Below are 21,153 nucleotides of genomic sequence, written 5' to 3'. Positions count from 1 at the left end.
AGCGTAGATCGGGAGCGGAGATCAGCTGCCCTGGGAGACGTTGCCCGAGAGGACCGGGATGTTGTCCAGGATGTGCGAGAGCGGCTCGTCGCCCTTGGCCTGGGTGGAGTTCTCGGTGCACTGCTGGTTCTGCGGGTTGGACAGGACGTTGATGTCCTGGACACCGATGTTGAGCAGCGCCACCAGCGACTGGGCGTTGACCTTGGCCGGCAGGCCGATGCAGGGCTTGTTCAGGGTGCCCTGGACGACTCCGAGCTGCGGGCTCATGTCACCGTGGGTCTTCTGGTTGCCGTAGGCCTGCACGGCACCGTTCCCGTTGACGGTGTTGATCCCGTTGTCGTTGCCGATCGCCATGGCGGGGGCGGCAGCAGCAGCGCCCGCGCCGACGGCGGCGGCGGTGACCGCGGCAGCAGTCATGATCTTCTTGAGCATCTTGATCCTTTTGTCGCACGAGTGCCCGCTAGTGGAGCGCCCTGATCAACTGTTCTTTTGGTGGTTGGTTCCGCTGCTTCACTCAAACGGCCTGTCCACGGTCAGGTTTTCCCCGAGTGGGGTGAGCCGCCCCCGGACGCGTGCGCGAAGCCCGTACGCACCCCGGAGCGGCGCGGGGGGCCCGTGTTCGTGTTGCGCTCCGTAGAACCCGTTCGCACGGTGGGTAAGGAAGCGGATCGCTCGGGTCCGCTTCTGAGCGACCACGAGAAGGAACACCCATGCACCGCACCAAGGCCTCCCGCATCCGCGTCCTCGTCCCGTCGGCCCTGGCGGTCGCCATACTCTCCGGCGCGGCGGCTCCCGCGAGCGCCGCAGACGGTGCCGGTGCCGCCGCGAACCGGGTGGCGGCCGCCCAGCAGGAGATCAGCGAGAGGGTGGCGAAGGCGGGTCCCGTCGAGGACGCCCTCGCCGCCGTCTCCAAGATCCTGGAGGGTCTGACCAAGAGCCTGGGCGACCTGGGGATCAAGATCCCCGAGATCAAACTGCCCACGCTCCCGGCCCTGCCGGCGATCCCGGCGATCCCCGGCCTCCCGGACCTGCAGCTCCCGGCGATTCCGGCGGTACCCGCGGTACCGGCGGTTCCCGCGGTGCCGGAGATCCCCGACATCCCGATCCCCGATGTCCCGATCCCCGAGATCCCCGGCGTACCGGCGCTCCCGGTCTCCGATCCCGCGGCCCCGCCCGCGGCCGCGGCGCCCGCCGTGCCGGCGGTGCCCGGGACACCGGCGGGCCTCGTCCCGAAGATCCCCTCGTTCGCGGAGTTCCTTCCGTAGGCACCGGGATCCGTACACGGACCCGCACGCGGTTACGACTATTGGGCTGAACAGGTCTGATCGCGTGCGGAACCGTGTCGTCTGGGATGGTGGACCGTTTCGCTCGATGTGAGCCCCGGAATCGGGGCAGAACATCGAAGAGAAGGTGCACTTCCCATGAACACTGCCAAGAAGGCCGCCCTGGTCCTGGCCACCGCTGGTCTCGCTGCGGCCGGTGCCGCCGGCTCCGCTATGGCCGACTCGTCGGCCGAGGGCGCGGCCGTGGGTTCCCCCGGTGTCCTCTCGGGCAACCTGGGTCAGGTCCCGGTCCACGTCCCGGTCAACGTCTGCGGCAACTCCGTGAACGTGATCGGTGCGCTGAACCCGGCGTTCGGCAACGTCTGCGTCAACGACTGACGTTCGGCACACCACGTGACTGTGGGCGCCCCCGGCCTCGCCGGTGGCGCCCACAGTCATGTCGGCGGGAGAACGGGACGGACCCGTCAGTGCTTGCTGCCGCCGTTGAGCTTCACCCCGCCGAGCAGCGGGGAGGCCTGGGTGGCCCCGTTGGCGAGGTGCATCACCTCGGCCGGAGCGTCGTTGCGGACCTCGTTGACCTTCTGGACGGTGGTGACGACCTTCTCGACGCTCTCGCCCTGCTCGGCCAGCCCGTTGCCCACGGTCTGGGGCAGCGCCGCGGACACCGGGTTCACCGAGTCGGTCACCGCCGTCAGCCCGCTGGTCAGGCTCATGGGGACGGCCGGCGCCTCGGTGGCGGCGAAGGCGGGGGAGGTGGCGCCGAGGGCGGCGACGGAGCCGACGACGACTGCGGCGACCTTCGAGAGCTTCATTTCAAAATCCTCTTCCAGGGGTGTCCAATGGCGGCCAGTGGCGACCGTCGCGCCACTTTCGACCTGGTTAACGATTACCCGGCGCCACGGAAACGCGGAACCGAACACGGCAACGGCCGGAGAATCCGACAAGGGACTCTCCGGCCGATATTTTTTCTGATTACCGGTATTGCCGTCAGGCGGCGTTCCGTGACCTGCGGTACAGAATGGCGCCGCCCAGGATCAGGGCCGAGGCCAGGGCCGCCGCGGCGCCGGGCTGTCCGGCACCGGTCGCGGCCAGCTCCTGCCGCGCGGGGGCCGCGGGGACCGCCGCGACGGGGACGGCCTCGGGGGCGGGTGCCGGCGCGGGAACCGGTGCGGGAGCCGGGGCGGGCAGCGGTGCCGGGGGCAGGGTGACCGGCAGGTCACCGGCGGGGGCCGCCGGAGGCTGGTCGACCGCGGGCACTACCGGGGCCGGGTGCTCCACGACCTGGCTGCCGTGCGGGGGCATCGGCGCGGGAGCCTCCTCCACGGGTGCCGGAGCGGGGAGCGTGTGCGGAGCCTCCTCCACTACGGGCGCGGGGGCGGGGGCCGGCGCCGGAAGCGGCTGCGGGGCCTCCTCGACCGGTGCGGGCGCCGGTACGGGCTCGGGCTGTGGCGCGGGTGCCTGCTCTACGGGAGCGGGCGCGGGCGCGGGAGCCGGAGCCGGGTGCTCCGCCTCGGGCGCGGGCAGCGGCTGCGGCGCGGGGGGCGCGTGCTGCGGGGCCGGCGCCGGGGGGTGCTCGGCGTGTGGCGGCTGCTCGTGCTGCGACTCGTGCTGGGGCCGGGGCTCGGGCCGCTCCGGGGCGGGGTGGTCGTCGCACTCCTCCTCGCCGGAGTCGCCGGAGTCTCCGTAGCCGCCCTGCGGTCCGGGTCCGTGGTCCTCGTGGCCGCGCTGCGGCCCGGGTCCGTCCTCGCCGTAGCCGCCGTGCTGCTCGGGTCCGCGGTCCCCGTAGCCGCCCTGCTCCTGCTGCTCGTGCCGATCCTGCCGATCGACGTAGCGGCGGACCTGCTCCGCCTGCTGCGGGCTGAGGTAGCGCTCGTAGTCGTGGCCGGCGTCGGATCCGGTCGTGGTGGCGCAGTTGTTGCCCATGGCGGGGTTGAGGCCCGCTCCGGCGTCCACGGTGTTGCCGCACACGTTCGGCGTGAAGGTGATCGGTACCGAGACGCTGTTGCCGGCCAGCACGCCCGGTGAATGGGAGGCCTCGGCCATCGCCCCGGGTTGTGCGTAGGCCGCGCCGGTCGCGATCGACAGCAGACTGGACGCGGCGGCCGCGGTGAGCACCCCCTTGCCCAGTACCTGTCGGCTCAGTACCTGTCGCATGGGTCCTTCCCTGTCTACCGGCCCTGCGGCCGGTGCTGAATCGAAGGTGGCCTCGGAGTGCACCGCCGTGCACTCCGAGGCCACCCCGAGGAGGTCTGCCCTTGCGGGCACAGGCGCTTCGTCAGGCGTTGACGCAGGTGTTGCCGAACGAGGGGTTCAGCAGGGCGATCACGTTGACGGTGTTGCCGCAGACGTTGACCGGGACGTGGACCGGGACCTGGAGCACGTTGCCGGACAGGACGCCCGGGGAACCGACGGCCTTGCCGTCGGCCGCCGAGTCGGCCATGGCGGGGGAGGCGGCACCGGCGGCCATCAGAATGCCGGCGGCCAGCACCACTGCCTTCTTGTACGTCATTTGTTTTCGTTTCCTTCCCGCAGAGGTCTATCCGCTGCAGAAATAACAACGAGTGGGTCCGGGAAAAGAAACCGCGGATTTTTTCGCGCCTCCGGACAATTCACTCAGATGCCTGTGCGTCCTGAATTGTGGCCGGATTTTTCCGCGCCCTTATTCGAGTCCCGACATGCGGCGGGGCCGCCGCGACCCGAAGGTGCGACGGCCCCACTGGCGCGGTGCTGTGTCAACCGGCGCGGCGCTGTCAGCTGCCGGCGGAGGCGTTGCCGGACAGGACCGGGATGTTGCTGAGGATGTGCGAGAGAGCCTCGTCGCCCTTGGCCTGGGTGGAGTTCTCGGTGCACTGCTGGTTCTGCGGGCTGGACAGGACCGGGATGTCCTGGACGCCGACGTTGACCAGAGCCAGGACGGACTGGACGTTGGCCTTGGCCGGCAGGGCGATGCAGGGCTTGTTGAACGAGCCCTGGATGAGCGCCATCTGCGGGCTCATGTTGCCGTAGGTGGCCTGGTTGCCGTAGATCTGCGAGGCCCCGTTGCCGTTCACGGTGTTGATGCCGTGGTCGTTGCCGATGGCCATGGCCTGCGGGGCCATGGCGGCACCCAGACCGACGAACGAGGCGGCAACCGCTGCGCCGGCCGCAAACTTCTTGATCATGATGGTCCCTTTTTTGCAGGATTGCCCGTTACTCAAGCACCGGGATCAACGGCGCAACCGCGGTTCGGGTTGCGTGTATTCACTCGGATGCCGAAGTTTCGGGCGGCACGGTTGACGTCAGGCGTTGACGCAGGTGTTGCCGAACGAGGGGTTCAGCAGGGCGATCACGTTCACGGTGTTGCCGCAGACGTTCACCGGGACGTGGACCGGGACCTGGAGCAGGTTGCCGCTCAGGACGCCGGGGGACTCACCGGTGAAGCCGTTCGCCGTCGCGCCGCCGTCGCCGTGCGCGGAGGCGAGGCCCGCGCCGCCCATCAGCAGCGCGGTGCTCGCGACCGCCAGGGTGGTGCCGCGCACCAGCCTCTTCTTCATCTCGCTTTTTCCTTTCTGTTCGAACAATGGTGCAAGCCATAACGACCCGCCCGTCTCCAGGGTGCGTGTTATCGCCCAAAAGGCCGTACGGGCGAGTCCGGCGTGATTTCCCTCCCGACTTCTGACAAAGTTCACTCCTGTTTTGTCCCCTTGATCGAAAATGGAGACAGGGTCATGGGTTCCTCCCGCAGAATCCTCGGCACGCTCGGTCTGCTGTCCTGCCTCGCACTTTCGGTGAACGTCCCCGCAGCCGGGGCCGCCGCCGCCCCGCCGGGCGGACGGGGGCCGCTGGTCAAGGAGGCGCCCCGGGTGCCGTTCACCCAGCGTTACCAGGCCGTGCAGCACGGGGGCCTCGTCCGGGCCTCGAACTCCTCCATCGGCTGCCGCAAGGAGGAGTCCGCGCAGGCCGAGCCGTGTGCCGCGGTCAACAAGGGGGCGGCGGGGACCAACGGCGACTACGAGATGTTCTACGACGAGGTCGACAAGGACCCGGACACCTACAACTCCACCCGGGCCGAGCTCAAGGTCCCGGCGGGCGCGAAGGTCTCGTACGCCCGGCTGTACTGGGGCGGGAACCTGCGGGTCGGCGAACAGAAGCCGCCGGAGGACAACGGCCGGGTGCTCGTCGCCGAGCCGGGCGGCGCGTACAAGGAAGTGCTGGCCGACACGGCCATCGGGCACCGCAGCGATGCGGCCGGTGATGCCTACCAGGCCTCCGCCGACGTGACCCCGCTGGTCCGCAAGGGCGGCGCCGGGATGTGGACGGTGGCCCAGCTGAACATCGCCATGGGGCACTCGGACGCGGGTGCCTGGGGTGGTTGGACGCTGGTGGTGGCCTACGAGCACCCGCAGGAGCCGGTGCGCAGGGTCTCGATCTGGGACGGCTTCGAAGGGCTGGCCGCGGGGGCCGGCGAGGCGGCGGGCGAGACGGTGGAGCTCACCGGCCTGGACGCGGCGCCCGGAGCGCGGGGGCGGGCCGGGGTGGTCGCGTACGACGGGGACCGCGGAACGCTCGGGGACTCACTCACGGTGACCGCCGACAGCGGTCGCCGGATCAGCCTCAGTGACGGAGAAAATCCTTTTAATGATGTTATGAATTCCACGATCACGGAATTCGGCGATCACTCGTTCGTGCGACAGCCCGAACATATGAATAACCTCGGATATGACGCGGACGTGTTCGATTTGAGCCCCGCCCTGTCCGGTGGTGCCCGCAGCCTGACCTTCGGGTTCACGGGCGAAAACCAGGGTCATTTCCTCGGTGTGCTCTTCGTTCAGACAGACGCGCGCCGCTGAACGCAGGAGACCACTCCACGTGCCCACGCAGCCTTCCTCTCCTTCCGCATCCCCTTCTCCCGATTCTCACGATTCTCCCGATCCCTCTCCCTCTCCCTCGCCGTCCCGGCCTCCGGTCGTCCTCCACCTCGTCCAGCCGGTCGAGGGCGGGGTCGCCCGCGTCGTCGTGGACCTCGTACGCGCCCAGTCCGCGGCCGGCCTGCGGACCTTCGTCGGCTGCCCGCGCGGCGGACAGCTCGCCGACGCCGCCCGCGAGGCCGGGGCCGAGGTGCTCACCTGGCGCGCCGGGCGGGCTCCCGGGCCGGGCCTGGCCGCCGAAGTGCTCGGCGCGCGCCGCCTGATCGGGCGGGTCCGGCCCGACATCCTGCACGCCCACAGCGCCAAGGCCGGACTCGCCGGGCGGCTCGCCGTGCGCGGGGCCGTCCCGACCGTCTTCCAGCCGCACGCCTGGTCCTTCGACGCCGTGGGCGGGGCCACCGCCGCGCTCGCGCTGCGCTGGGAGCGCTTCGGGGCCCGTTGGGCCGACCGGGTGCTCTGCGTCAGCGAGGCCGAACGCCGCACCGGCGAGTCCGAGGGGATCGCCGCCCGCTGGTCGGTGATCCGCAACGGCGTCGACCTCGGCCACTTCCGCCCCGGCGGCCCGGACCCCGTCCAGGACAAGGCCCGGGCGCGCGCCGAACTGCCGCTGCCCGCGGCCTTCCTGGGGGACGGACCGCTCGCCGTCTGCGTCGGCCGGCTCTGCCAGCAGAAGGGGCAGGACGTCCTGCTGCGGGCCTGGCCTGAGCTGCTCGGAGCCGTTCCGGGGGCCCGTCTCGTGCTCGTCGGGGACGGCCCCGACATGGAACGGCTGCGGCGTGGCGCCCCGCCCTCGGTCCACTTCGCGGGGGCCGCCTTCGACATCCGGCCGTGGCTTCGGGCCGCCGATCTCGTTGTACTTCCGTCGCGGTGGGAAGGCATGGCGCTCGCCCCGCTCGAAGCCATGGCCTGTGGCCGACCGGTCCTGGTCTCCGACGTCAGCGGTGCCCGCGAGAGCCTTCCGCCCGGCCAGGGGCGGCTGTGCCTGGTGGAACCGGAGGACCCGACGGCGCTGGCCAAGGCCCTGGGCGGGCTGCTCGCCGAGCCGCGGCTGCTTGCCGCACTCGGGGAGCAGGCGGAGCGGCACGCGCGGATGGAATTCGACGTGCGGCGCACCACGGACGCGGTCACCGGTCTGTATCACGAACTGCTGGGCAGGCCCCGGCCCTTGAACCAGGAGCGCATCAGCCGATGACGATGGACAGCGCACCCGCCCGGCACACCGGGCAGGGCGGTACGGGGCCCGCCGGCGGCATCACCGGCATCACCGGCATCTCTGGTACCACCAGCGGCGCCGGGGCGACCAGTACGGCCACCAGTACGGCCACCGGCACGGTCTCCGGGACCGGCACCGGCGCCGTGCGCCGTTCCGTGACCGCGATCCACCCCCCGCGCGGACCCAAGGCCGACCGCGCCCGGGCCACCGTACGGCCGAGCCGGGTGCGCCGCCGGGACGGGATCGCCCCGCTGCTGGCCGCCGACGCGCTCGCCGCCACCGCGACGGTGGCGGCCCTGCCGGGGACGGAGCTGCCCCTCGGGGCCGCCGCTCCCCTCGCACTGGCCCTGGTCGCGCTGCACGCGCAGGCCGGGCTGTACCGGCCGCGGCTCGCCCCCTCCGCGCTCCTCGAACTGCCCGCGCTCGCCGGGCGGTCCGCCGCCCTGTGGTGCGGGGCCGCCGCCGTGCTGGCCGCCACCGCCCCGGGCGAGGCCCTGGGCTGGAGCGCGCTGCTCGGCGCCGTCTGCGTCCAGGTCGTCCTGGCCTGCGCGGGACGCGGCCTCGTCAACCAGCTCCGTCGCCGCACCCGCGCCCGCCGCCCCGCCTCCGCCCTGGTCGTCGGACCCGGCGCCGGGGCGAGCGCGGTCGCCGCCGCCCTGCACGGGCGCCCCGAGTACGGACTGCGCCCCGTCGGGCTCGCGGACACCGGGACCGACGGGGAGGGGGACGCGGGAGTTCCCGTACTCGCCACCCATGAGGACATCCGGCGGGCCGTCATCCAGAACTCCGTCCGGCACGCCGTCTTCACCCGCCCGCCCGAGGCCGACGAACGCACCGCCTCCCTGGTGCGGCTCTTCCACGACCACGGGTGCCGGCTCTGGCTCGCCGACCCGGCGGGCACCGCCAAGGTCACCGGGATGCGCGTCGCGCAGCCCGCCGACCAGCTGTGGGGGTACGCCGTCCAGCCGCTGCTGCCGCGTCCGGGCCGGCCGGTCGAGCGGTACGCGAAGCGGGTCATCGACTCCTCGCTCGCCGCGATCGCGCTGCTCGCCGCCGCCCCCGTGATGGGGGCCTGCGCGCTGGCCGTACGGGTCGCCGACGGGCCCGGGGTGATCTTCCGGCAGGAGCGGGTCGGCCTGTACGGACGCCCCTTCACCCTGCTGAAGTTCCGCACCCTGCGCGCCGACGCGCACGAGTCCGCGACCCGCTGGACGGTGGCCGGCGACTGCCGGATGAGCCCGATCGGCTCCTTCCTGCGCAAGTCCTCGCTGGACGAGCTGCCGCAGCTGTGGAACGTGGTCCGGGGCGACATGAGCCTGGTCGGTCCGCGTCCCGAACGGCCTTTCTTCGTAGCCAAGTTCAGCAGCGTGCACCCGGGGTACGAAGCCCGCCACCGGATGCCGGTCGGCATCACCGGGCTCGCCCAGATCAACGGGCTGCGCGGGGACACCTCCATCGAGGACCGGGCCCGCTTCGACAACCACTACATCGACACCTGGTCGCTGTGGCAGGACCTGTGGATCCTGGCCCGCACCGCGGCCTCCTTCTTCCGCTTCCGGCTGGGGGGCAGCTAGAGCATGAGCCTTGCCGCACCGACGTCACCGACCTCATGGTCACGCCCGGACACCGCCGATCTGCTGCGCCGGCACTGGCCGCTGCTGCCGCTCGCCGCGACCGTACTGGCCCTCCTGATCCCCGTCCCGGCGGGTGACGCGAGCGCCTCGGGGAAGGTCGGTCCGGCCGACGCCGCCTCACTGCTGCTCGTGTTCGTCTGCGGGGTCCAGGCCCTGCGGGGCCGGGTCCGGCCGCTGAGCCCGCTGGGGGTGCTCGTCCTCGGCCTCCCGGCCGTCGGGCTCGCCGTCTCGACGGTGACCGCGGGGGACCCGTACGCGGCCCTGCCCGGGTTCGTGCGCTACCTCCAGGTGTTCGTGCTGGTCCCGGCGGCGATCGTGCTGCTGGTGCGGGACGCCTTCGAGTTCCGGCTGGCCGCCGGGTGCTTCGTGGTGCTGGCACTGGTCCAGGGAGCGGTGGGCGTGGTGCAGTTCGCCACCCACACCGGGGCCTCCTACCAGGGCGAGGACATCCGCGCCGTGGGCACCTTCGGACCCGGGGACGTCATGGGCATGGCCACGGTCGTGGCCTACGGCCTGATCGTCGCGACGGCCGGAGCGCTGGCTCCGGGGCTGCCGGCGCGGGTCCGGCGGGCCTCGGGCACGGCCGCGCTGGTCCTGGTGCTCCCGCTGGTGCTGTCCTTCAGCCGGGGCGCGTGGATCGCGACCTTCGCCGCGGCCGGGCTGGTGATGGCCCTGGCCGGGATCCGGCGGGCCCTGAAGGTGCTGCTCGCGCTGGCCGCCGTCGGGGTGGTCCTCGTGGGCGGGTTCGGCGTCGGCTCCGCGATGGTCGCGGAGCGGCTGACCTCGATCACGCAGGTCTCCGACGCCCCCGACCAGTCGGTGACCGACCGCTACACGATGTGGGACGCGGCCGGGTCGATGTGGCGCGAGCGGCCCGCGGTGGGGGTCGGGCTGAAGGGCTTCCCGGCCAACCGGGACTCGCACTCCGGGCTGGCGCTGTCCTCCGGCAGCGACACCGCGGGCGCGGGCCAGGGGTACGTCCGCCAGCCGCTGCTCTCCCCGCACAACATGTACCTGCTGGTGCTGAGCGAGCAGGGGCTGATCGGGCTGATCGCCCTGGCGGGCGGCTGGCTGGCCGTCCTGGTGGCGGGCCTGCGGCGGTGCCTGTCGGGCTCCGGCGCGGTGCGGGACTGCGGACTGGTCGCGATCGGCCTGCTCGTGTGGCAGCTCACCGACTTCCTCTACGCGGACATCGGGGGCCCGTCGACCGTGCTGACCGGAGTGATCATCGGGCTGGCGGCCTGGTGGGCGCTTCCCTCCGGGGGCGGGACGGGCGAGCTCGCCTCCGGCGGCCGGGCCGCCGCGGCCTCCGGCCGTGGGCCGGGCGCGCCCGGCCGGGCCGCGGTCCCTGAGGGTGCGGCCGGCCGGTGACGGATACGACGCCCTGGCGGCGGCCCGCAGCCGCGGCGACCGAGGTCGCCGCGGCTGCGGGCCGTCCGCCGCACCCGCCGGTGGCCCCGGCCGCGCAGACCACCGGTCCAGCCGACAGCGCGAGCCGCGTGGCCGCCTCGGGCGGACCGCTGTCCGCCGGACGCGGCGCCGCGCACGTGGGCGTTCCCGTCCCCGCAGGCGACGCCGGAGCGGGCCGTGTGGTGGCCACCGGCCGCCCGGTCCCGGGACTCGACGGGCCTGCCGGGTCCGGGGCCGGGGCCGTCGGGACCGCGGCGCCGGGCGCGTCGCCGGGCGAGGCGGAGGCCGTGCGCCGGTCCGTACTGGGCACCGCGGCGGCCGGGTCCGTACGGGCCGGGAACGGCCGGGATCCGGGTGCCCCGGCCGCGCGGGACGGCGGCCCGCGCCGGATGGCGGGGGGTGGGCGCCGGGGTGGCGACCCCGACGCGACGGCCGACGGGGCCCGGTCCGGGATCGGCGGGGCGCTCGCCAAGGCGGCCGCCGTGACCGCCGGGCTGACCGCCGCCGGGGCGGTGTTCGGGCTGGTCCGCGACCAGACCATCGCGCACCTCTTCGGAGCCGGCCACGACAGCGACGCCTTCCTCATCGCCTGGACCGTCCCCGAGATGGCCTCGACGCTGCTCATCGAGGACGCCATGGCCCTGCTGATGGTGCCCGCCTTCAGCCACGCCCTGGCCCGCCGGGCCGCCAGCCGGGCCGGGCTCACCCGCCAGGAGGCCCGCGCGCAGGATCCCGTACGGCTCCTCGTGGGGGCCACGCTGCCGCGGCTGCTGGTGCTCCTGGCCGCCGTGGCCTCCGTGCTCGTCGTCGCCGCGCCGCTCGTCGTGGGCGTGCTCGCGCCGGGGCTGCCCGACCCGGGGCTCGCCGTCGAATGCACCCGGATGACCGCCCTGACCGTGCTGTCCTTCGGGATCGCCGGCTACTTCAGCGCCGCCCTCAGGGCGCACCGCTCCTTCGTGCCGCCCGCGGCCATCTACGTGTCGTACAACGTCGGCATCATCGGGACCATGGTCGCCCTGCACGCCCTGTGGGGAGTGCGCGCCGCGGCCGCCGGGGTCGCCGTCGGCGGAGTGCTGATGGCCTTGGTCCAACTGCCCGCCTTCATCCGCAACGTGGGCTTCGGACCGCCCCGCGCCAAGGGCGCACCGCGCTGCCAGCGGGACCGGGACCGGCCGACGCTGATCGCCTTCGGGGTGATCGCACCAGTCATCTTCTTCGCCGTCTTCCGGCAGTCCCAGGTCCTCGTCGAGCGGTTCCTCGCCGCCTCGCTGCCGCCCGGCGCCATCTCGCACCTCAACTACGCCCAAAAAGTCGCGCAGATGCCGATGGTGCTCTCCCTCATGATCTGCACCGTCACCTTCCCCGTCGTCGCCCAGGCCATGGCCGGCGGGGAGCGGGACAAGGCCCGCAGGCGGGTCGAGCGGGACCTCGCGCTCGCTTCGCTCGCCGTCCTCATGGGCACCGCGCTCGTCATCGGGTACGCCCCACAGATCATCCAAGTGCTCTTCGAACGCGGGGCGTTCACCCACGCCGACACCGAGGCCACCGCCTCCGTCATGCGGGTCTACGGGCTCGGCCTGCTCGGCCACTGCCTCGTCGGGGCGCTCTCGCGGCCCTTCTTCTCCACCGCCCGGCCCACCTGGTTCCCGGCCCTCGCCATGGGCTCCGGACTCCTCGTCAACATCGTCGCCGGAGCCTTCGCCGTGGGCTGGTGGGGCATCTACGGGATCGCCGCCGCCAACGCCGCCGGCATCTCCACCACCGCCGCACTGCTCCTCACCGGACTCGGCTCGCGGATCATCGCCATCCAGGTCCGCCGGGTGGCCATCAGCATCGGCCGGCTCTCCGTCGCGGCCCTCGCCGCCTGCGCCACCGGCTGGATCGCCGGACCGATGATCCCCGACCCGCTCGTCAGCGCCGCCCTCGGCTGCCTGCTGGTCCCGGCCATGTTCGGCGCCACCGGCATGGCCATACGGGCCCTGGAGGTCACCGCCCTGCCGGGCCAGCTCGCCCAGCTCACCGCTCACCTCACCTCCCAGCTCACCCAGAGGTTCCGCAATGTCCGCTGACACCGAAACGGCGCGCCCCGCCGCGGCGGTCACCGCCCGCCGCGGCGCATCGCCGTGGGTCCTGATGTACCACTCCGTCGCCGAGTTCACCGATCCCGCCGAGGACCCGTACGGCATCACCGTCACCCCGCACGCGCTGGAGGCACAGCTGCTGTGGCTGCGCTCCCGCGGGCTGCGCGGGGTGTCCGTCGGCGAGCTGCTGCGGGCCCGCGCCGCCGGGCGGGACGCCGGCCTGGTCGGGCTGACCTTCGACGACGGCTACAGCGACTTCCTGACCCGCGCACTGCCGCTGCTGCGCCGCTACGACTGCACCGCCACCCTCTTCGTGCTGCCCGGGCGGCTCGGCGTGGACAACGTCTGGGACCCACTGGGCCCCCGCAAGCCCCTCCTCACCGCCGAGGGCATCCGCGAAGTCGCCGCCGCCGGGCAGGAGATCGGCTCGCACGGGCTGCTCCACCAGGACCTCACCGCGGCCCCCGACGACGTACTGCAGCAGGAGCTGCGCGGCAGCCGCGAGCTGATCCGGGAGCTGACCGGGACGCTGCCCGCCGGATTCTGCTACCCGTACGGGCACCTCGACGCCCGGGTCGTCGCCGCGACCCGGGCCGCCGGGTACGGCTACGCCTGCGCCATCGACCCGGGCCGCCTCGCCGGACCCCACGCGATGCCCCGTACGCACATCAGCCAGGCCGACGGCGGCCCGCGGCTGCGCATCAAGCAGGTGCGCCACCAGGTGCGGGAGCTGCGCCGGGCGGTGCACCTGTGAGCCCCGGGAAGGTGCTGCACGTCATCACGGGACTCGGCGTCGGGGGCGCCGAGCAGCAACTGCGGCTGCTGTTGCGGCACATGCCGATGCGCTGCGACGTCCTGACGCTGACCAACCCCGGGCCGGTCGCGGAGGGGCTGCGCGCGGACGGGGTCCGCGTCGTCCACCTCGGGATGCGCGGCAACCGCGACCTGGGGGCGATGCCGAAGCTGGTGAAGTTCATCCGCCGGGGCCGCTACGACATGGTCCACACGCACCTGTACCGGGCCTGCGTGTACGGGCGGCTCGCGGCGCGGCTCGCGGGCGTGCGGGTCAGCGTGGCGACCGAACACTCCCTGGGGGCGGGCGAGATCGAGGGCCGGCCGCTCACGGGCGGCGTACGGGCCCTGTACCTGGCGAGCGAGCGGCTGGGAGCCGCCACCGTGGCCGTGTCGGACACGGTGGCGGCCCGCCTGGAGGCCTGGGGAGTGCCGGCCGGGCGGGTGCACGTGGTCCCGAACGGGATCGAAGCCGTGCGGTTCCGCTTCGACGAGGGCGTACGGCGGGCCACCCGGACCCGGACCGGACTGCCCGAACGGGCCTTCGTGGTCGGCGGCGTCGGCCGGCTGGTGCCGGGGAAACGCTTCGACGTCCTGGTCCGGGCGGTGGCGGCGCTGCCCGGCGCGCACCTGCTGCTGGCCGGGGACGGGCCCGAGCGGGCCGCGCTGCGCCGGCTCGCCGCCGAGCTGGGGGCGCAGAGCCGGATCCATCTGCTGGGGGAGCGGGATCCACTGGGCGACAGCACCGACGGGCGGACCCCGGGGATTCCCGCGCTGCTCGCGGCGATGGACGTGTTCGTGTCCCCCTCGCGGGAGGAGGCCTTCGGGCTGGCGGTGATCGAGGCGCTGGCGGCGGGGCTGCCGGTGCTGCACGTCACCTGCCCGGCGATCGACGACCTGCCCGCGGCGCAGGCGCCGGGGGCGCGGCGGATCGGCACCGGCACGGAGGAACTCGTCGCGGCGCTGCGGGGGCACATGGAGGCCGGCGTCCGGCGGCTGCCGCCGCCCGGGGTGGTGCGGCGCTACGACATCGGGCGGAGCGCGGAGCAGTTGCTCCGCGTGTACGACCTCGCGATGGCCGGCTCGCCGGCCGGGTCCCGGGCAGAGGGGGCGCTGCCCGCTCCCGGCAGCGGACCCCGGGGCGCCGCCCCGGCGGGGCCGCAGGGCGCGGCGCCGTTGCCGGGGACCAGCCCCCGGACCCCTGCTCCTCACACTCCCCCGGCCACCGCTGGGAGGGGCCCCCGGGAGGGGCTGGATCTCGGCTCGGCCGGTCTGGATCCGGCCCCGGCCGGTTCGGACCGTGCGACGCCCCTGGGCGGAGAGGCCGGCTGAGCCGGCCCCCGCAGGGGTCCGCGGAGAAGGACCCGAACCACACCACCCGTCACCAGGAAAGAGGTACGCACATGGCGGACACCGCCGACCAGAAGAAGTCCACCCACCGGCGCCGGGTACGGCTGCTGTCGCCGCCCGTGTGGTGGCCGCTGCCCGCCGCCGCGGTGCTGGGGCTCGCCGGGGGCGGGGCGTACGGGGTGCTCAAGGCGCCCGAGTACGCCGCCACCAGCTACGTCGTCGCGGTTCCCGACGACACCACCGAGCCGGCCACCGCCCTCGGCTTCGCCCAGGCCTACGCCCGCATCGCCACGAGCAGTTCGACCCTCGCGTACGCCCAGCCCCGCGCGGGCATCAGCGTGCAGAAGCTGCGGACCCAGGTCCGCGCCGAGACCTCCCCCGAGTCCCCGATGATCGCCATCACCGGGACGGCGAAGAGCGCCGGCGAGGCCGCCGACATCGCCAACGCCGTGGCCGACGCCCTGTCGCTGAGCAGCAACACGGCCGCCAAGAACACCGGCGTGCAGCTGCTCCTCTTCAACCAGGCCGTCGCGCCCAGCGACCCCGCCTCCGCGTCGCCCGCCCTCAGCGGGGCGGTCGGGCTCTGCGCGGGCGGGCTGCTGGGCGGGCTGTGGCTGCTGGCCCGGCCGACGGCCGCCCGGCGGCGCGGCGAGGAGACCGCCTCGGACGCGGTGGAGATCATCACGGAGCCCGCCGCGGAGGAGTACGCCTCGCTGCCCGCGCAGGGCGAGCCGGCCGCGGCCAAGGAGAAGGAGTCGGTGCGATGACCTCCGGCTCCGCCGGGGCCCTGTCGGTGACGCTGTGCCGCGATCCCCGGCAGTTCGCCGCGCTGGAGGAGCAGTGGAACCGGCTCGTCCGCGCCTGTCCCACCGCCACTCCCTTCCAGAGCCATGCCTGGCTGCACTCCTGGTGGCTGTCCTACGGCAAGGACGGCCGGCTCCGCATCGTCCTGGTGCGGCGCGGGGAGGAGCTGGTCGGCGCGGCCGCGCTGATGCTCGTACACCGGCCGATGCCGCTGCTCGTGCCCCTCGGAGGAGGCATCACCGACTACTTCGACGTGCTCGTCGCGGAGCGGTACGCCGACCAGGTCGTGCCGGCCCTGGCCAACGGCCTGTACCGGGCCGCCCGGGGCGCGGTCGTCGACCTGCGCGAGGTGCGGCCCGGGGCCGCGGTCGAAGCCGTGTACGCGGCCTGGCCGGGGATCGCCAGCAAGCTCACCGACTCCACCTGCATGGAGCTGCCCGCCATGCCCTTCGACGAGCTGGTCAAGCGGATGCCGGCCTCCGGCGCCCAGCGGGTGCGGGCCAAGCTCCGCAAGACCGACGCGGCCGGGATCGAGGAGCACGAGGTCACCGAGCAGGAAGTGCCGCGCGCCGTAAGGACCTTGCTGCGGCTGCACGAGAAGCAGTGGCGCGGCCGCGGGGTGACCCCCGAACACCTCAAGCCCCGCTTCGCCGAACACCTGACCCGGGCCACGCGGCGGATGGTGCGTGCCGGGGAGGGCCGGCTGGCCGAGTTCCGGCTCGACGGGAAGGTCGTGGCAGCCAACCTGACGCTGCTCTCGGGCGCGCTCAGCGGTGGCTACCTCTACGGCGCCGATCCCGACCTGCGGGACCGGAAGGTGGACGTGGCCACGCTGCTGCTGCGCTACGAGGCCACCCGCGCGCTCGCCGAGGGACGCCCGGTGGTGAGCTTCCTGCGCGGGAACGAACCGTACAAGAACCACTGGCGGCCGCGGACGGTGGTCAACCAGCGCTTCCTGCTGGCCACGGCCGCGCTCGCGCCCCTGCTGCGACTGCACGAGTCGCAGGTGACGGGGCGCGAGCGGGCGGTGGACGTACTGCGGGAGGCGTTGCCGGCCGCCAGGGACTGGCGGGCGCGGCTCAACGAACTGCGGGTCCGATGACCCGGACGCCCCGCCTAGAAGGGCCAGAAGCCGGACTCCTTGCCCCAGTCGACCTTGACGCAGACCGACTGCTTGCCGACCAGCTTGGAGAGCCACTCGCCGAAGTTGATCGGCACGCACCACTCCGTGCTGTTGACGGGCGGAGCGGTCGGAACGGGCGGCGTCGTCGGCTTGGGCGGCTGGGACGGCTCCGGCTTCGGGACGAGCGGCGAGGGCGTCGGGGACGGGACCTCGGGGCTCGGCTTGGGCACGACCGGGCTCGGGCTGACCTCGGGGGACGGGACCAGCGGGCTGGGCTCGACCGGGCTGGGCTCGACAGGGCTCGGCTCGGCGGGGCTCGGTACGACCGGGCTGGGCTCGACCGGGACCTCCGGGCTCGGGACCACGGGCGAGGGCGTCGGGACGACCGGGCTCGGGACGACCGGGCTCGGGACGGCAGGACTGGGGACGACCGGGCTCGGAGTGACCTCGGGGCTCGGGACCAGCGGGCTGGGCTCGACCGGGCTGGGCTCGACGGGGCTCGGGGCGACCGGGCTCGGTGCGACGGGGCTCGGCGCGACCGGGCTCGGCACCTCCGGGCTGGGGAGCACGACCGGCGGGGTGACCACCGGCGTCGGGATCTCGGGCGTGGGGACCTGCGGGGTCGGGATGACCGGCGTGGGCACCACGGGGGTCGGGACGACCGGGGTCGGGATGACCGGGTCGGGCCGCTGCGGGGTCAGCGCCTCGCGGAAGACCTTCGTCGAGGCCGGGTTCTGCTTGCACTGCCAGACACCGTGCGGGCAGTAGTCGGTGATGGTGTGGTAGAGCGGCTTCTGCTTGTCGATCCACTGCAGCATGCGCCGCACGTACTCCGGGTTGTCCCCGTTGCGGAACAGCCCCCACTCCGGGTACGAGATCTCTTTGCCGTGTGCGCGCGCGAAGTCCACGTGCTGCTGGAGCCCGTACGGCTGGCTGATCTGGTCGTCGAAGGTCCGGCCGGGAGCCTGGTCGTACGAGTCCATCCCGACGATGTCGACCACGTCGTCGCCCGGGTAGCACTTGGTCCAGCCGATCGCGTCCGTGCCGCGGTTCGGGGTGAAATCGAACTTGAACTTCTGGCCGGGCACGGACCGCATCGTGTTGACGACGCGCTTCCAGTACGCCTTCCAGTTCTCCGGGTCCGGCCCGCAGCGGTGGGTGTACGTGGTGCCGTTCATCTCCCAGCCGAGCACGATCACGGTGTCCGGGACGCCCAGCGCCACCAGCCGTTCGGCGAGCTTCTTGAAGTGCCGGTCGTACTGGCCCTCCGCGCCCGCCCGGATCAGCTGGGCCACCTGGCGGTCGGGGATCCGGTCCTCGTTCCGCTCCTGCATGGGCACGTTGAGGACGAACATCCGGTCGTCCCGCTGGCGCCGCCACTGAGCCCAGTCGTCGAGGAAGCTGACGCCGCCCTCGATGCCGGCCCACTGGTCACCGGGCAGATAGGTGTGCCCGACCCGGATCTCCTTGCCGCCCAGCCAGTTCGACAGGAACGGGATGCGGGCCACTCCGGGCGGCCCGTAGTCGAGGTAGGCGCCCATGGCGACGTCGGATCCGGTGCTCTGCTCCTCGGGAGCCGCGAGCGCGGCCCCGGTGGCGAGCAGTCCGGCCGTCACCGTTCCGATGCAGGTGCTCGCCAGTCGGCGGCGTGGTCTGGGCATGGCGTCTCCCGAGCTTTCCTGAATCGGTGTGCTTACCAAAGACGTTAGGCATCACATCTGACGAATGGCCTGTCCGGTGACCACTTCCTAGGCCATTCGCACGTGCGCACCCTCCCCGCTTGGTCCGACTAGGTGAAAGACACCGTTCCCATGCACGCGCATCCCAGCCAAGTGCCCGCAGTTCTGCTCAGACTCGATCGGAATCCGTTCCACCACGGAACCCTCGGCGCCGTCAGATCCCTTGGGCGCGCGGGTGTGGAGGTCCATGCCGTCGTCGAGGCCGGGGGAGGTCCCATGGGGCGTTCGCGCTACCTGCACGCCGTGCATCCCGGACCCGTCGGCGGGCTCGACCCCGAGGCCCCCGAGGCACTGCTGGAGTGCCTGACCGGGGTCTCCGAACTGATCGGCCGTCCGGCGGTGCTCATCGCCATGGACGACCTCAGCGCGATCGCCGTGTCACGGGTCGCGCCGATGCTGACGGACCGTTTCCGGATCCCCCATCAGCCCGACGACCTGCCGGCGCGGGTGGCGGACAAGGCGGAGCTGTCGCGGCTCTGCGCCCGGTGGGACGTACCGCACCCGGAGACCGTGATCCCGGCGAGCGGGGCCGAGGCGGCGGAGGCCGCGTGGCGGCTCGGTCTCCCGGTGATCGCCAAGTGGAGCCGGCCCTGGCTGCTGCCCCCGGGCGCCGGCCTGCGCAGCACCACCCTGCTCCAGTCGGCCGCCGAGGCGCGGCGGCTGTACGAGCGCTCGGCGGAGGCGGGCAGCAGGCTGCTGCTCCAGCGGTACCTGCCGGCCGGACCGGACACGGACTGGTTCTTCCACGGCGCGTTCGCCCGGGGCGGTCGTCCGCTGATCACCGGGTCCGGCCGCAAGGAGCTGTCCTGGCCGGTGCGCACGGGGCTGACGGCGGTCGGGCGCTGGCTGCCGGATCCGGCGGTGGAGGAGGCGGGCCTGCGGCTCGCCGAGCGGCTCGGCTACCAGGGGATCCTGGACCTGGACTTCCGCCGGGACGAGGAGGGCGTCTTCCGCCTGGTGGACTTCAACCCGCGCCCCGGGGCGCAGTTCCGGCTCTTCACCGACGCGGGCGGCCTGGACGTGATCCAGGCGATGTACCTGGACCTGACGGGCCAGCGGGTCCCGGAGCCGTCCGGCGGACCGGGCCGGGTCTTCGTGGCGGAGAACTACGCCCTGCTCGCGGCGGTACGGGGCCGCTCGCTCCCGCGCCGCCCCCCGGCTCCGCCCGCCGCGACCGCCCCCGCGCGCCGGGGCCGGGAGCGGGGGCAGGTGGAGGCGGCGTGGTTCGCCGCCGACGACCCGATGCCCTTCCTGGGGATGCTCGCCGCCTTCCTGGGGCGCGGTGCGTTCAAGGGGCTGCGGGTGCTGCGCGGGGTCCCCGAGCAGGGCCGCCGGACGGCCCGGGCGGTGGTCCGCGCCCCGCGTCAGCGGGGCCGGGAGCTGCCCCCGGCCGCCGCGGGGTCCGGTCCCCGGTCCGCTCCGCCGGAGGCCCCGGCGGAGCCGGACGAGCTGGTGACGCGGTAGGGCGCGGGGCGCGCCGCGTCACGCGGTGCGGTGCGGGTGGCAGTGGGCGAACCATGAGGCTGGAGGGACTGCGGTGACACGGATGGACGACCTCGTGGTGGTCGGAGCGGGGCCCTACGGGCTGTCGATCGCGGCCCACGCGGCCGGGGCGGGGCTCGGCGTGCGGATCCTCGGGCGGCCCATGGCCTCCTGGCGGGACCACATGCCCGAGGGCATGTACCTCAAGTCGGAGCCGTGGTCCTCCAACCTGTCGGCTCCCGGCGGGCGTTACACGCTGGCCGAGTACTGCGCGGGCCGCGGGATCGCCGCCGAACACGGAACTCCGCTGCCCATCGGGACGTTCAGCGCGTACGGGCTCTGGTTCGCCCGGCAGGCAGTACCCCCGGTGGAGGAGGCGACCGTCACCGAAGTCACCCCGCAGGGCGGGGGTTTCCTGATCCGCACCGCCGAAGGGCCGCCGCTGCTCGCCCGGACCGTCGCGCTGGCCGTGGGCGTGATGCCGTTCGTCCGGTACCCCGAGGCGCTACGGGAGCTGCCCGCGGCGGACTACTCGCACAGCAGCGGCCACCGCGACCTGACCCGCTTCGCCGGCCGCGAGGTCGCCGTGCTCGGCGCCGGGCAGGCGGCCCTGGAGACCGCGGCCCTGCTCGCGGAGAGCGGGGCCCGGCCGTGCCTCGTGGCCCGGCGCTCCCGGCTGAACTGGAACACCGTCCCGCAGCCGCTGCGGCGGCCCCCGCTGCGCGCCCTGCGCGATCCGCACAGCGGCCTGGGCACCGGCTGGCGCAGCTGGGCCTGGTCGGAGCTGCCCTGGGCGGTGCGCCGGCTGCCCGCGCCGACCCGGGAGCGGATCGCGGCCACCGCGCTGGGACCGGCCGGAGCCTGGTGGCTGCGGGAGCGCTTCGAGCGCCGGGTCCCGGTCCTGCTCGGGCACCGGCTGCGGCGGGCCGTCCCGGCGGGCGGGCGGACCCGGCTCGGGCTCTCCACCGCCACCGGGGAGTCCGTCGTCCTGGACACCGCGCACGTGATCGCGGCGACCGGCTTCACCCCGGACCTGGCCCGGCTGGAGCTGCTCGACGCGGGGCTGCGGGCCGCGCTGGTCACCGTAGGGGAGAGCGGGACGCCGGAGCTGAGTCCCGGCTTCGAGTCCTCGTGGCCCGGGCTGTTCTTCGCGGGGCTGCTGACCGCTCCCTCATTCGGCCCTTCCATGCGATTCGTGCACGGTGCCGGCTTCACGGCGGGGAGACTGGTGTCAGGAGTCCGCAAGCGTCTGGGGGCCCGGAGCCCGCTGACGGGATCCACCGGCACGCCCCGGGACGACCGGGCTCCGGCTGCCGGGCATAGAGCGTGAGAGCC

19 protein-coding genes and 1 pseudogene are annotated in these 21,153 nt (G+C 73.7%); 13 read left to right on the top strand and 7 right to left on the bottom strand.

Annotation, left to right across the window (positions count from 1 at the left end; translation table 11 throughout):
• Positions 1 to 21 precede the first annotated feature (21 nt).
• Complete coding sequence (locus tag ACFYYB_RS32230; protein ID WP_327306285.1) at positions 22 to 432, bottom strand: rodlin; 411 nt, start codon at positions 430 to 432, stop codon at positions 22 to 24.
• 278 nt (positions 433 to 710) lie between these two features.
• On the opposite strand from ACFYYB_RS32230, the gene ACFYYB_RS32225 reads away from it, so the two are divergent.
• Both ACFYYB_RS32225 and ACFYYB_RS32220 read left to right on the top strand, forming a co-directional pair.
• On the top strand, positions 711 to 1,265 hold the full coding sequence (locus ACFYYB_RS32225; RefSeq protein ID WP_389439806.1) for a hypothetical protein: 555 nt from the start codon (positions 711 to 713) through the stop codon (positions 1,263 to 1,265).
• A gap of 156 nt (positions 1,266 to 1,421) precedes the next feature.
• Positions 1,422 to 1,661, top strand: coding sequence for a chaplin (locus ACFYYB_RS32220; protein WP_327306287.1), 240 nt, complete (start codon positions 1,422 to 1,424; stop codon positions 1,659 to 1,661).
• Between the two features lie 86 nt (positions 1,662 to 1,747).
• Here ACFYYB_RS32220 and ACFYYB_RS32215 read toward each other — a convergent pair whose 3' ends face one another.
• From ACFYYB_RS32215 to ACFYYB_RS32195, 5 genes are all read right to left on the bottom strand, one after another.
• Positions 1,748 to 2,095 (bottom strand): hypothetical protein, encoded by a 348-nt coding sequence (locus ACFYYB_RS32215; protein WP_389439804.1) that lies wholly within the window; start codon positions 2,093 to 2,095, stop codon positions 1,748 to 1,750.
• Between the two features lie 175 nt (positions 2,096 to 2,270).
• The gene (locus tag ACFYYB_RS32210) at positions 2,271 to 3,437 is read right to left on the bottom strand and encodes a chaplin (RefSeq protein WP_389439802.1); all 1,167 of its coding nucleotides are present in this window, start codon (positions 3,435 to 3,437) and stop codon (positions 2,271 to 2,273) included.
• 121 nt (positions 3,438 to 3,558) lie between these two features.
• Positions 3,559 to 3,792 (bottom strand): chaplin, encoded by a 234-nt coding sequence (locus ACFYYB_RS32205; RefSeq protein ID WP_388498117.1) that lies wholly within the window; start codon positions 3,790 to 3,792, stop codon positions 3,559 to 3,561.
• 241 nt (positions 3,793 to 4,033) lie between these two features.
• Entirely contained in the window at positions 4,034 to 4,444 is a 411-nt protein-coding gene (locus tag ACFYYB_RS32200) for a rodlin (protein WP_112451357.1), read from the bottom strand.
• A 117-nt stretch (positions 4,445 to 4,561) separates the two neighbouring features.
• The gene (locus tag ACFYYB_RS32195) at positions 4,562 to 4,816 is read right to left on the bottom strand and encodes a chaplin (protein WP_389439799.1); all 255 of its coding nucleotides are present in this window, start codon (positions 4,814 to 4,816) and stop codon (positions 4,562 to 4,564) included.
• A 174-nt stretch (positions 4,817 to 4,990) separates the two neighbouring features.
• On the opposite strand from ACFYYB_RS32195, the gene ACFYYB_RS32190 reads away from it, so the two are divergent.
• From ACFYYB_RS32190 to ACFYYB_RS32150, 9 genes and pseudogenes are all read left to right on the top strand, one after another.
• Positions 4,991 to 6,112, top strand: a complete 1,122-nt coding sequence (locus tag ACFYYB_RS32190) for a DUF3344 domain-containing protein (protein WP_389439797.1) — start codon at positions 4,991 to 4,993, stop codon at positions 6,110 to 6,112.
• A 19-nt stretch (positions 6,113 to 6,131) separates the two neighbouring features.
• Positions 6,132 to 7,382, top strand: coding sequence for a glycosyltransferase (locus tag ACFYYB_RS32185; RefSeq protein WP_389439795.1), 1,251 nt, complete (start codon positions 6,132 to 6,134; stop codon positions 7,380 to 7,382).
• On the top strand, positions 7,379 to 8,977 hold the full coding sequence (locus tag ACFYYB_RS32180) for an exopolysaccharide biosynthesis polyprenyl glycosylphosphotransferase (RefSeq protein ID WP_389439793.1): 1,599 nt from the start codon (positions 7,379 to 7,381) through the stop codon (positions 8,975 to 8,977). The genes ACFYYB_RS32185 and ACFYYB_RS32180 overlap by 4 nt, the downstream gene beginning before the upstream one ends.
• A gap of 3 nt (positions 8,978 to 8,980) precedes the next feature.
• Positions 8,981 to 10,408, top strand: a complete 1,428-nt coding sequence (locus ACFYYB_RS32175; protein ID WP_389439791.1) for an O-antigen ligase family protein — start codon at positions 8,981 to 8,983, stop codon at positions 10,406 to 10,408.
• 428 nt (positions 10,409 to 10,836) lie between these two features.
• A complete protein-coding gene (murJ, locus tag ACFYYB_RS32170; RefSeq protein ID WP_389439971.1) occupies positions 10,837 to 12,516 on the top strand; it encodes a murein biosynthesis integral membrane protein MurJ in 1,680 nt (559 codons plus the stop codon).
• Positions 12,506 to 13,282, top strand: coding sequence for a polysaccharide deacetylase family protein (locus ACFYYB_RS32165; RefSeq protein ID WP_389439789.1), 777 nt, complete (start codon positions 12,506 to 12,508; stop codon positions 13,280 to 13,282). Before murJ ends, ACFYYB_RS32165 begins: the two co-directional genes overlap by 11 nt.
• Positions 13,279 to 14,424 (top strand): annotated as a pseudogene (locus ACFYYB_RS32160) (glycosyltransferase); the annotation flags it as partial. The gene ACFYYB_RS32165 and the pseudogene ACFYYB_RS32160, both read left to right, overlap by 4 nt.
• Positions 14,425 to 14,723: 299 nt before the next feature.
• Positions 14,724 to 15,437 (top strand): lipopolysaccharide biosynthesis protein, encoded by a 714-nt coding sequence (locus tag ACFYYB_RS32155; protein ID WP_389439787.1) that lies wholly within the window; start codon positions 14,724 to 14,726, stop codon positions 15,435 to 15,437.
• On the top strand, positions 15,434 to 16,576 hold the full coding sequence (locus tag ACFYYB_RS32150) for a GNAT family N-acetyltransferase (protein WP_389439785.1): 1,143 nt from the start codon (positions 15,434 to 15,436) through the stop codon (positions 16,574 to 16,576). Before ACFYYB_RS32155 ends, ACFYYB_RS32150 begins: the two co-directional genes overlap by 4 nt.
• Before the next feature lie 14 nt (positions 16,577 to 16,590).
• Here ACFYYB_RS32150 and ACFYYB_RS32145 read toward each other — a convergent pair whose 3' ends face one another.
• Positions 16,591 to 18,258: a glycosyl hydrolase gene (locus tag ACFYYB_RS32145; protein ID WP_389439783.1), complete on the bottom strand. Its 1,668-nt coding sequence runs from the start codon at positions 18,256 to 18,258 to the stop codon at positions 16,591 to 16,593.
• Positions 18,259 to 18,552: 294 nt separating this feature from the next.
• On the opposite strand from ACFYYB_RS32145, the gene ACFYYB_RS32140 reads away from it, so the two are divergent.
• Together ACFYYB_RS32140 and ACFYYB_RS32135 are read left to right on the top strand one after the other, a co-directional pair.
• Complete coding sequence (locus ACFYYB_RS32140) at positions 18,553 to 19,800, top strand: ATP-grasp domain-containing protein (RefSeq protein WP_389439781.1); 1,248 nt, start codon at positions 18,553 to 18,555, stop codon at positions 19,798 to 19,800.
• A gap of 82 nt (positions 19,801 to 19,882) precedes the next feature.
• On the top strand, positions 19,883 to 21,148 hold the full coding sequence (locus ACFYYB_RS32135; RefSeq protein ID WP_389439969.1) for an NAD(P)-binding domain-containing protein: 1,266 nt from the start codon (positions 19,883 to 19,885) through the stop codon (positions 21,146 to 21,148).
• Positions 21,149 to 21,153: the final 5 nt, after the last annotated feature.

It is taken from the genome of Streptomyces sp. NPDC002886, from assembly GCF_042888445.1.
Classification (GTDB): Bacteria; Actinomycetota; Actinomycetes; order Streptomycetales; family Streptomycetaceae; genus Streptomyces.
This window is presented reverse-complemented; position numbering and strand designations above follow the sequence as displayed.

What these genes read in the sequence shown, in the direction of transcription:
- ACFYYB_RS32230 (WP_327306285.1), bottom strand. Translation starts at nt 432, where the DNA reads ATGCTCAAGAAGATCATGACTGCTGCCGCGGTCACCGCCGCCGCCGTC.
- ACFYYB_RS32225 (WP_389439806.1), top strand. Translation starts at nt 711, where the DNA reads ATGCACCGCACCAAGGCCTCCCGCATCCGCGTCCTCGTCCCGTCGGCC.
- ACFYYB_RS32220 (WP_327306287.1), top strand. Translation starts at nt 1,422, where the DNA reads ATGAACACTGCCAAGAAGGCCGCCCTGGTCCTGGCCACCGCTGGTCTC.
- ACFYYB_RS32215 (WP_389439804.1), bottom strand. Translation starts at nt 2,095, where the DNA reads ATGAAGCTCTCGAAGGTCGCCGCAGTCGTCGTCGGCTCCGTCGCCGCC.
- ACFYYB_RS32210 (WP_389439802.1), bottom strand. Translation starts at nt 3,437, where the DNA reads ATGCGACAGGTACTGAGCCGACAGGTACTGGGCAAGGGGGTGCTCACC.
- ACFYYB_RS32205 (WP_388498117.1), bottom strand. Translation starts at nt 3,792, where the DNA reads ATGACGTACAAGAAGGCAGTGGTGCTGGCCGCCGGCATTCTGATGGCC.
- ACFYYB_RS32200 (WP_112451357.1), bottom strand. Translation starts at nt 4,444, where the DNA reads ATGATCAAGAAGTTTGCGGCCGGCGCAGCGGTTGCCGCCTCGTTCGTC.
- ACFYYB_RS32195 (WP_389439799.1), bottom strand. Translation starts at nt 4,816, where the DNA reads ATGAAGAAGAGGCTGGTGCGCGGCACCACCCTGGCGGTCGCGAGCACC.
- ACFYYB_RS32190 (WP_389439797.1), top strand. Translation starts at nt 4,991, where the DNA reads ATGGGTTCCTCCCGCAGAATCCTCGGCACGCTCGGTCTGCTGTCCTGC.
- ACFYYB_RS32180 (WP_389439793.1), top strand. Translation starts at nt 7,379, where the DNA reads ATGACGATGGACAGCGCACCCGCCCGGCACACCGGGCAGGGCGGTACG.
- ACFYYB_RS32175 (WP_389439791.1), top strand. Translation starts at nt 8,981, where the DNA reads ATGAGCCTTGCCGCACCGACGTCACCGACCTCATGGTCACGCCCGGAC.
- murJ (WP_389439971.1), top strand. Translation starts at nt 10,837, where the DNA reads ATGGCGGGGGGTGGGCGCCGGGGTGGCGACCCCGACGCGACGGCCGAC.
- ACFYYB_RS32165 (WP_389439789.1), top strand. Translation starts at nt 12,506, where the DNA reads ATGTCCGCTGACACCGAAACGGCGCGCCCCGCCGCGGCGGTCACCGCC.
- ACFYYB_RS32155 (WP_389439787.1), top strand. Translation starts at nt 14,724, where the DNA reads ATGGCGGACACCGCCGACCAGAAGAAGTCCACCCACCGGCGCCGGGTA.
- ACFYYB_RS32150 (WP_389439785.1), top strand. Translation starts at nt 15,434, where the DNA reads ATGACCTCCGGCTCCGCCGGGGCCCTGTCGGTGACGCTGTGCCGCGAT.
- ACFYYB_RS32145 (WP_389439783.1), bottom strand. Translation starts at nt 18,258, where the DNA reads ATGCCCAGACCACGCCGCCGACTGGCGAGCACCTGCATCGGAACGGTG.
- ACFYYB_RS32140 (WP_389439781.1), top strand. Translation starts at nt 18,553, where the DNA reads ATGGGGCGTTCGCGCTACCTGCACGCCGTGCATCCCGGACCCGTCGGC.
- ACFYYB_RS32135 (WP_389439969.1), top strand. Translation starts at nt 19,883, where the DNA reads ATGGACGACCTCGTGGTGGTCGGAGCGGGGCCCTACGGGCTGTCGATC.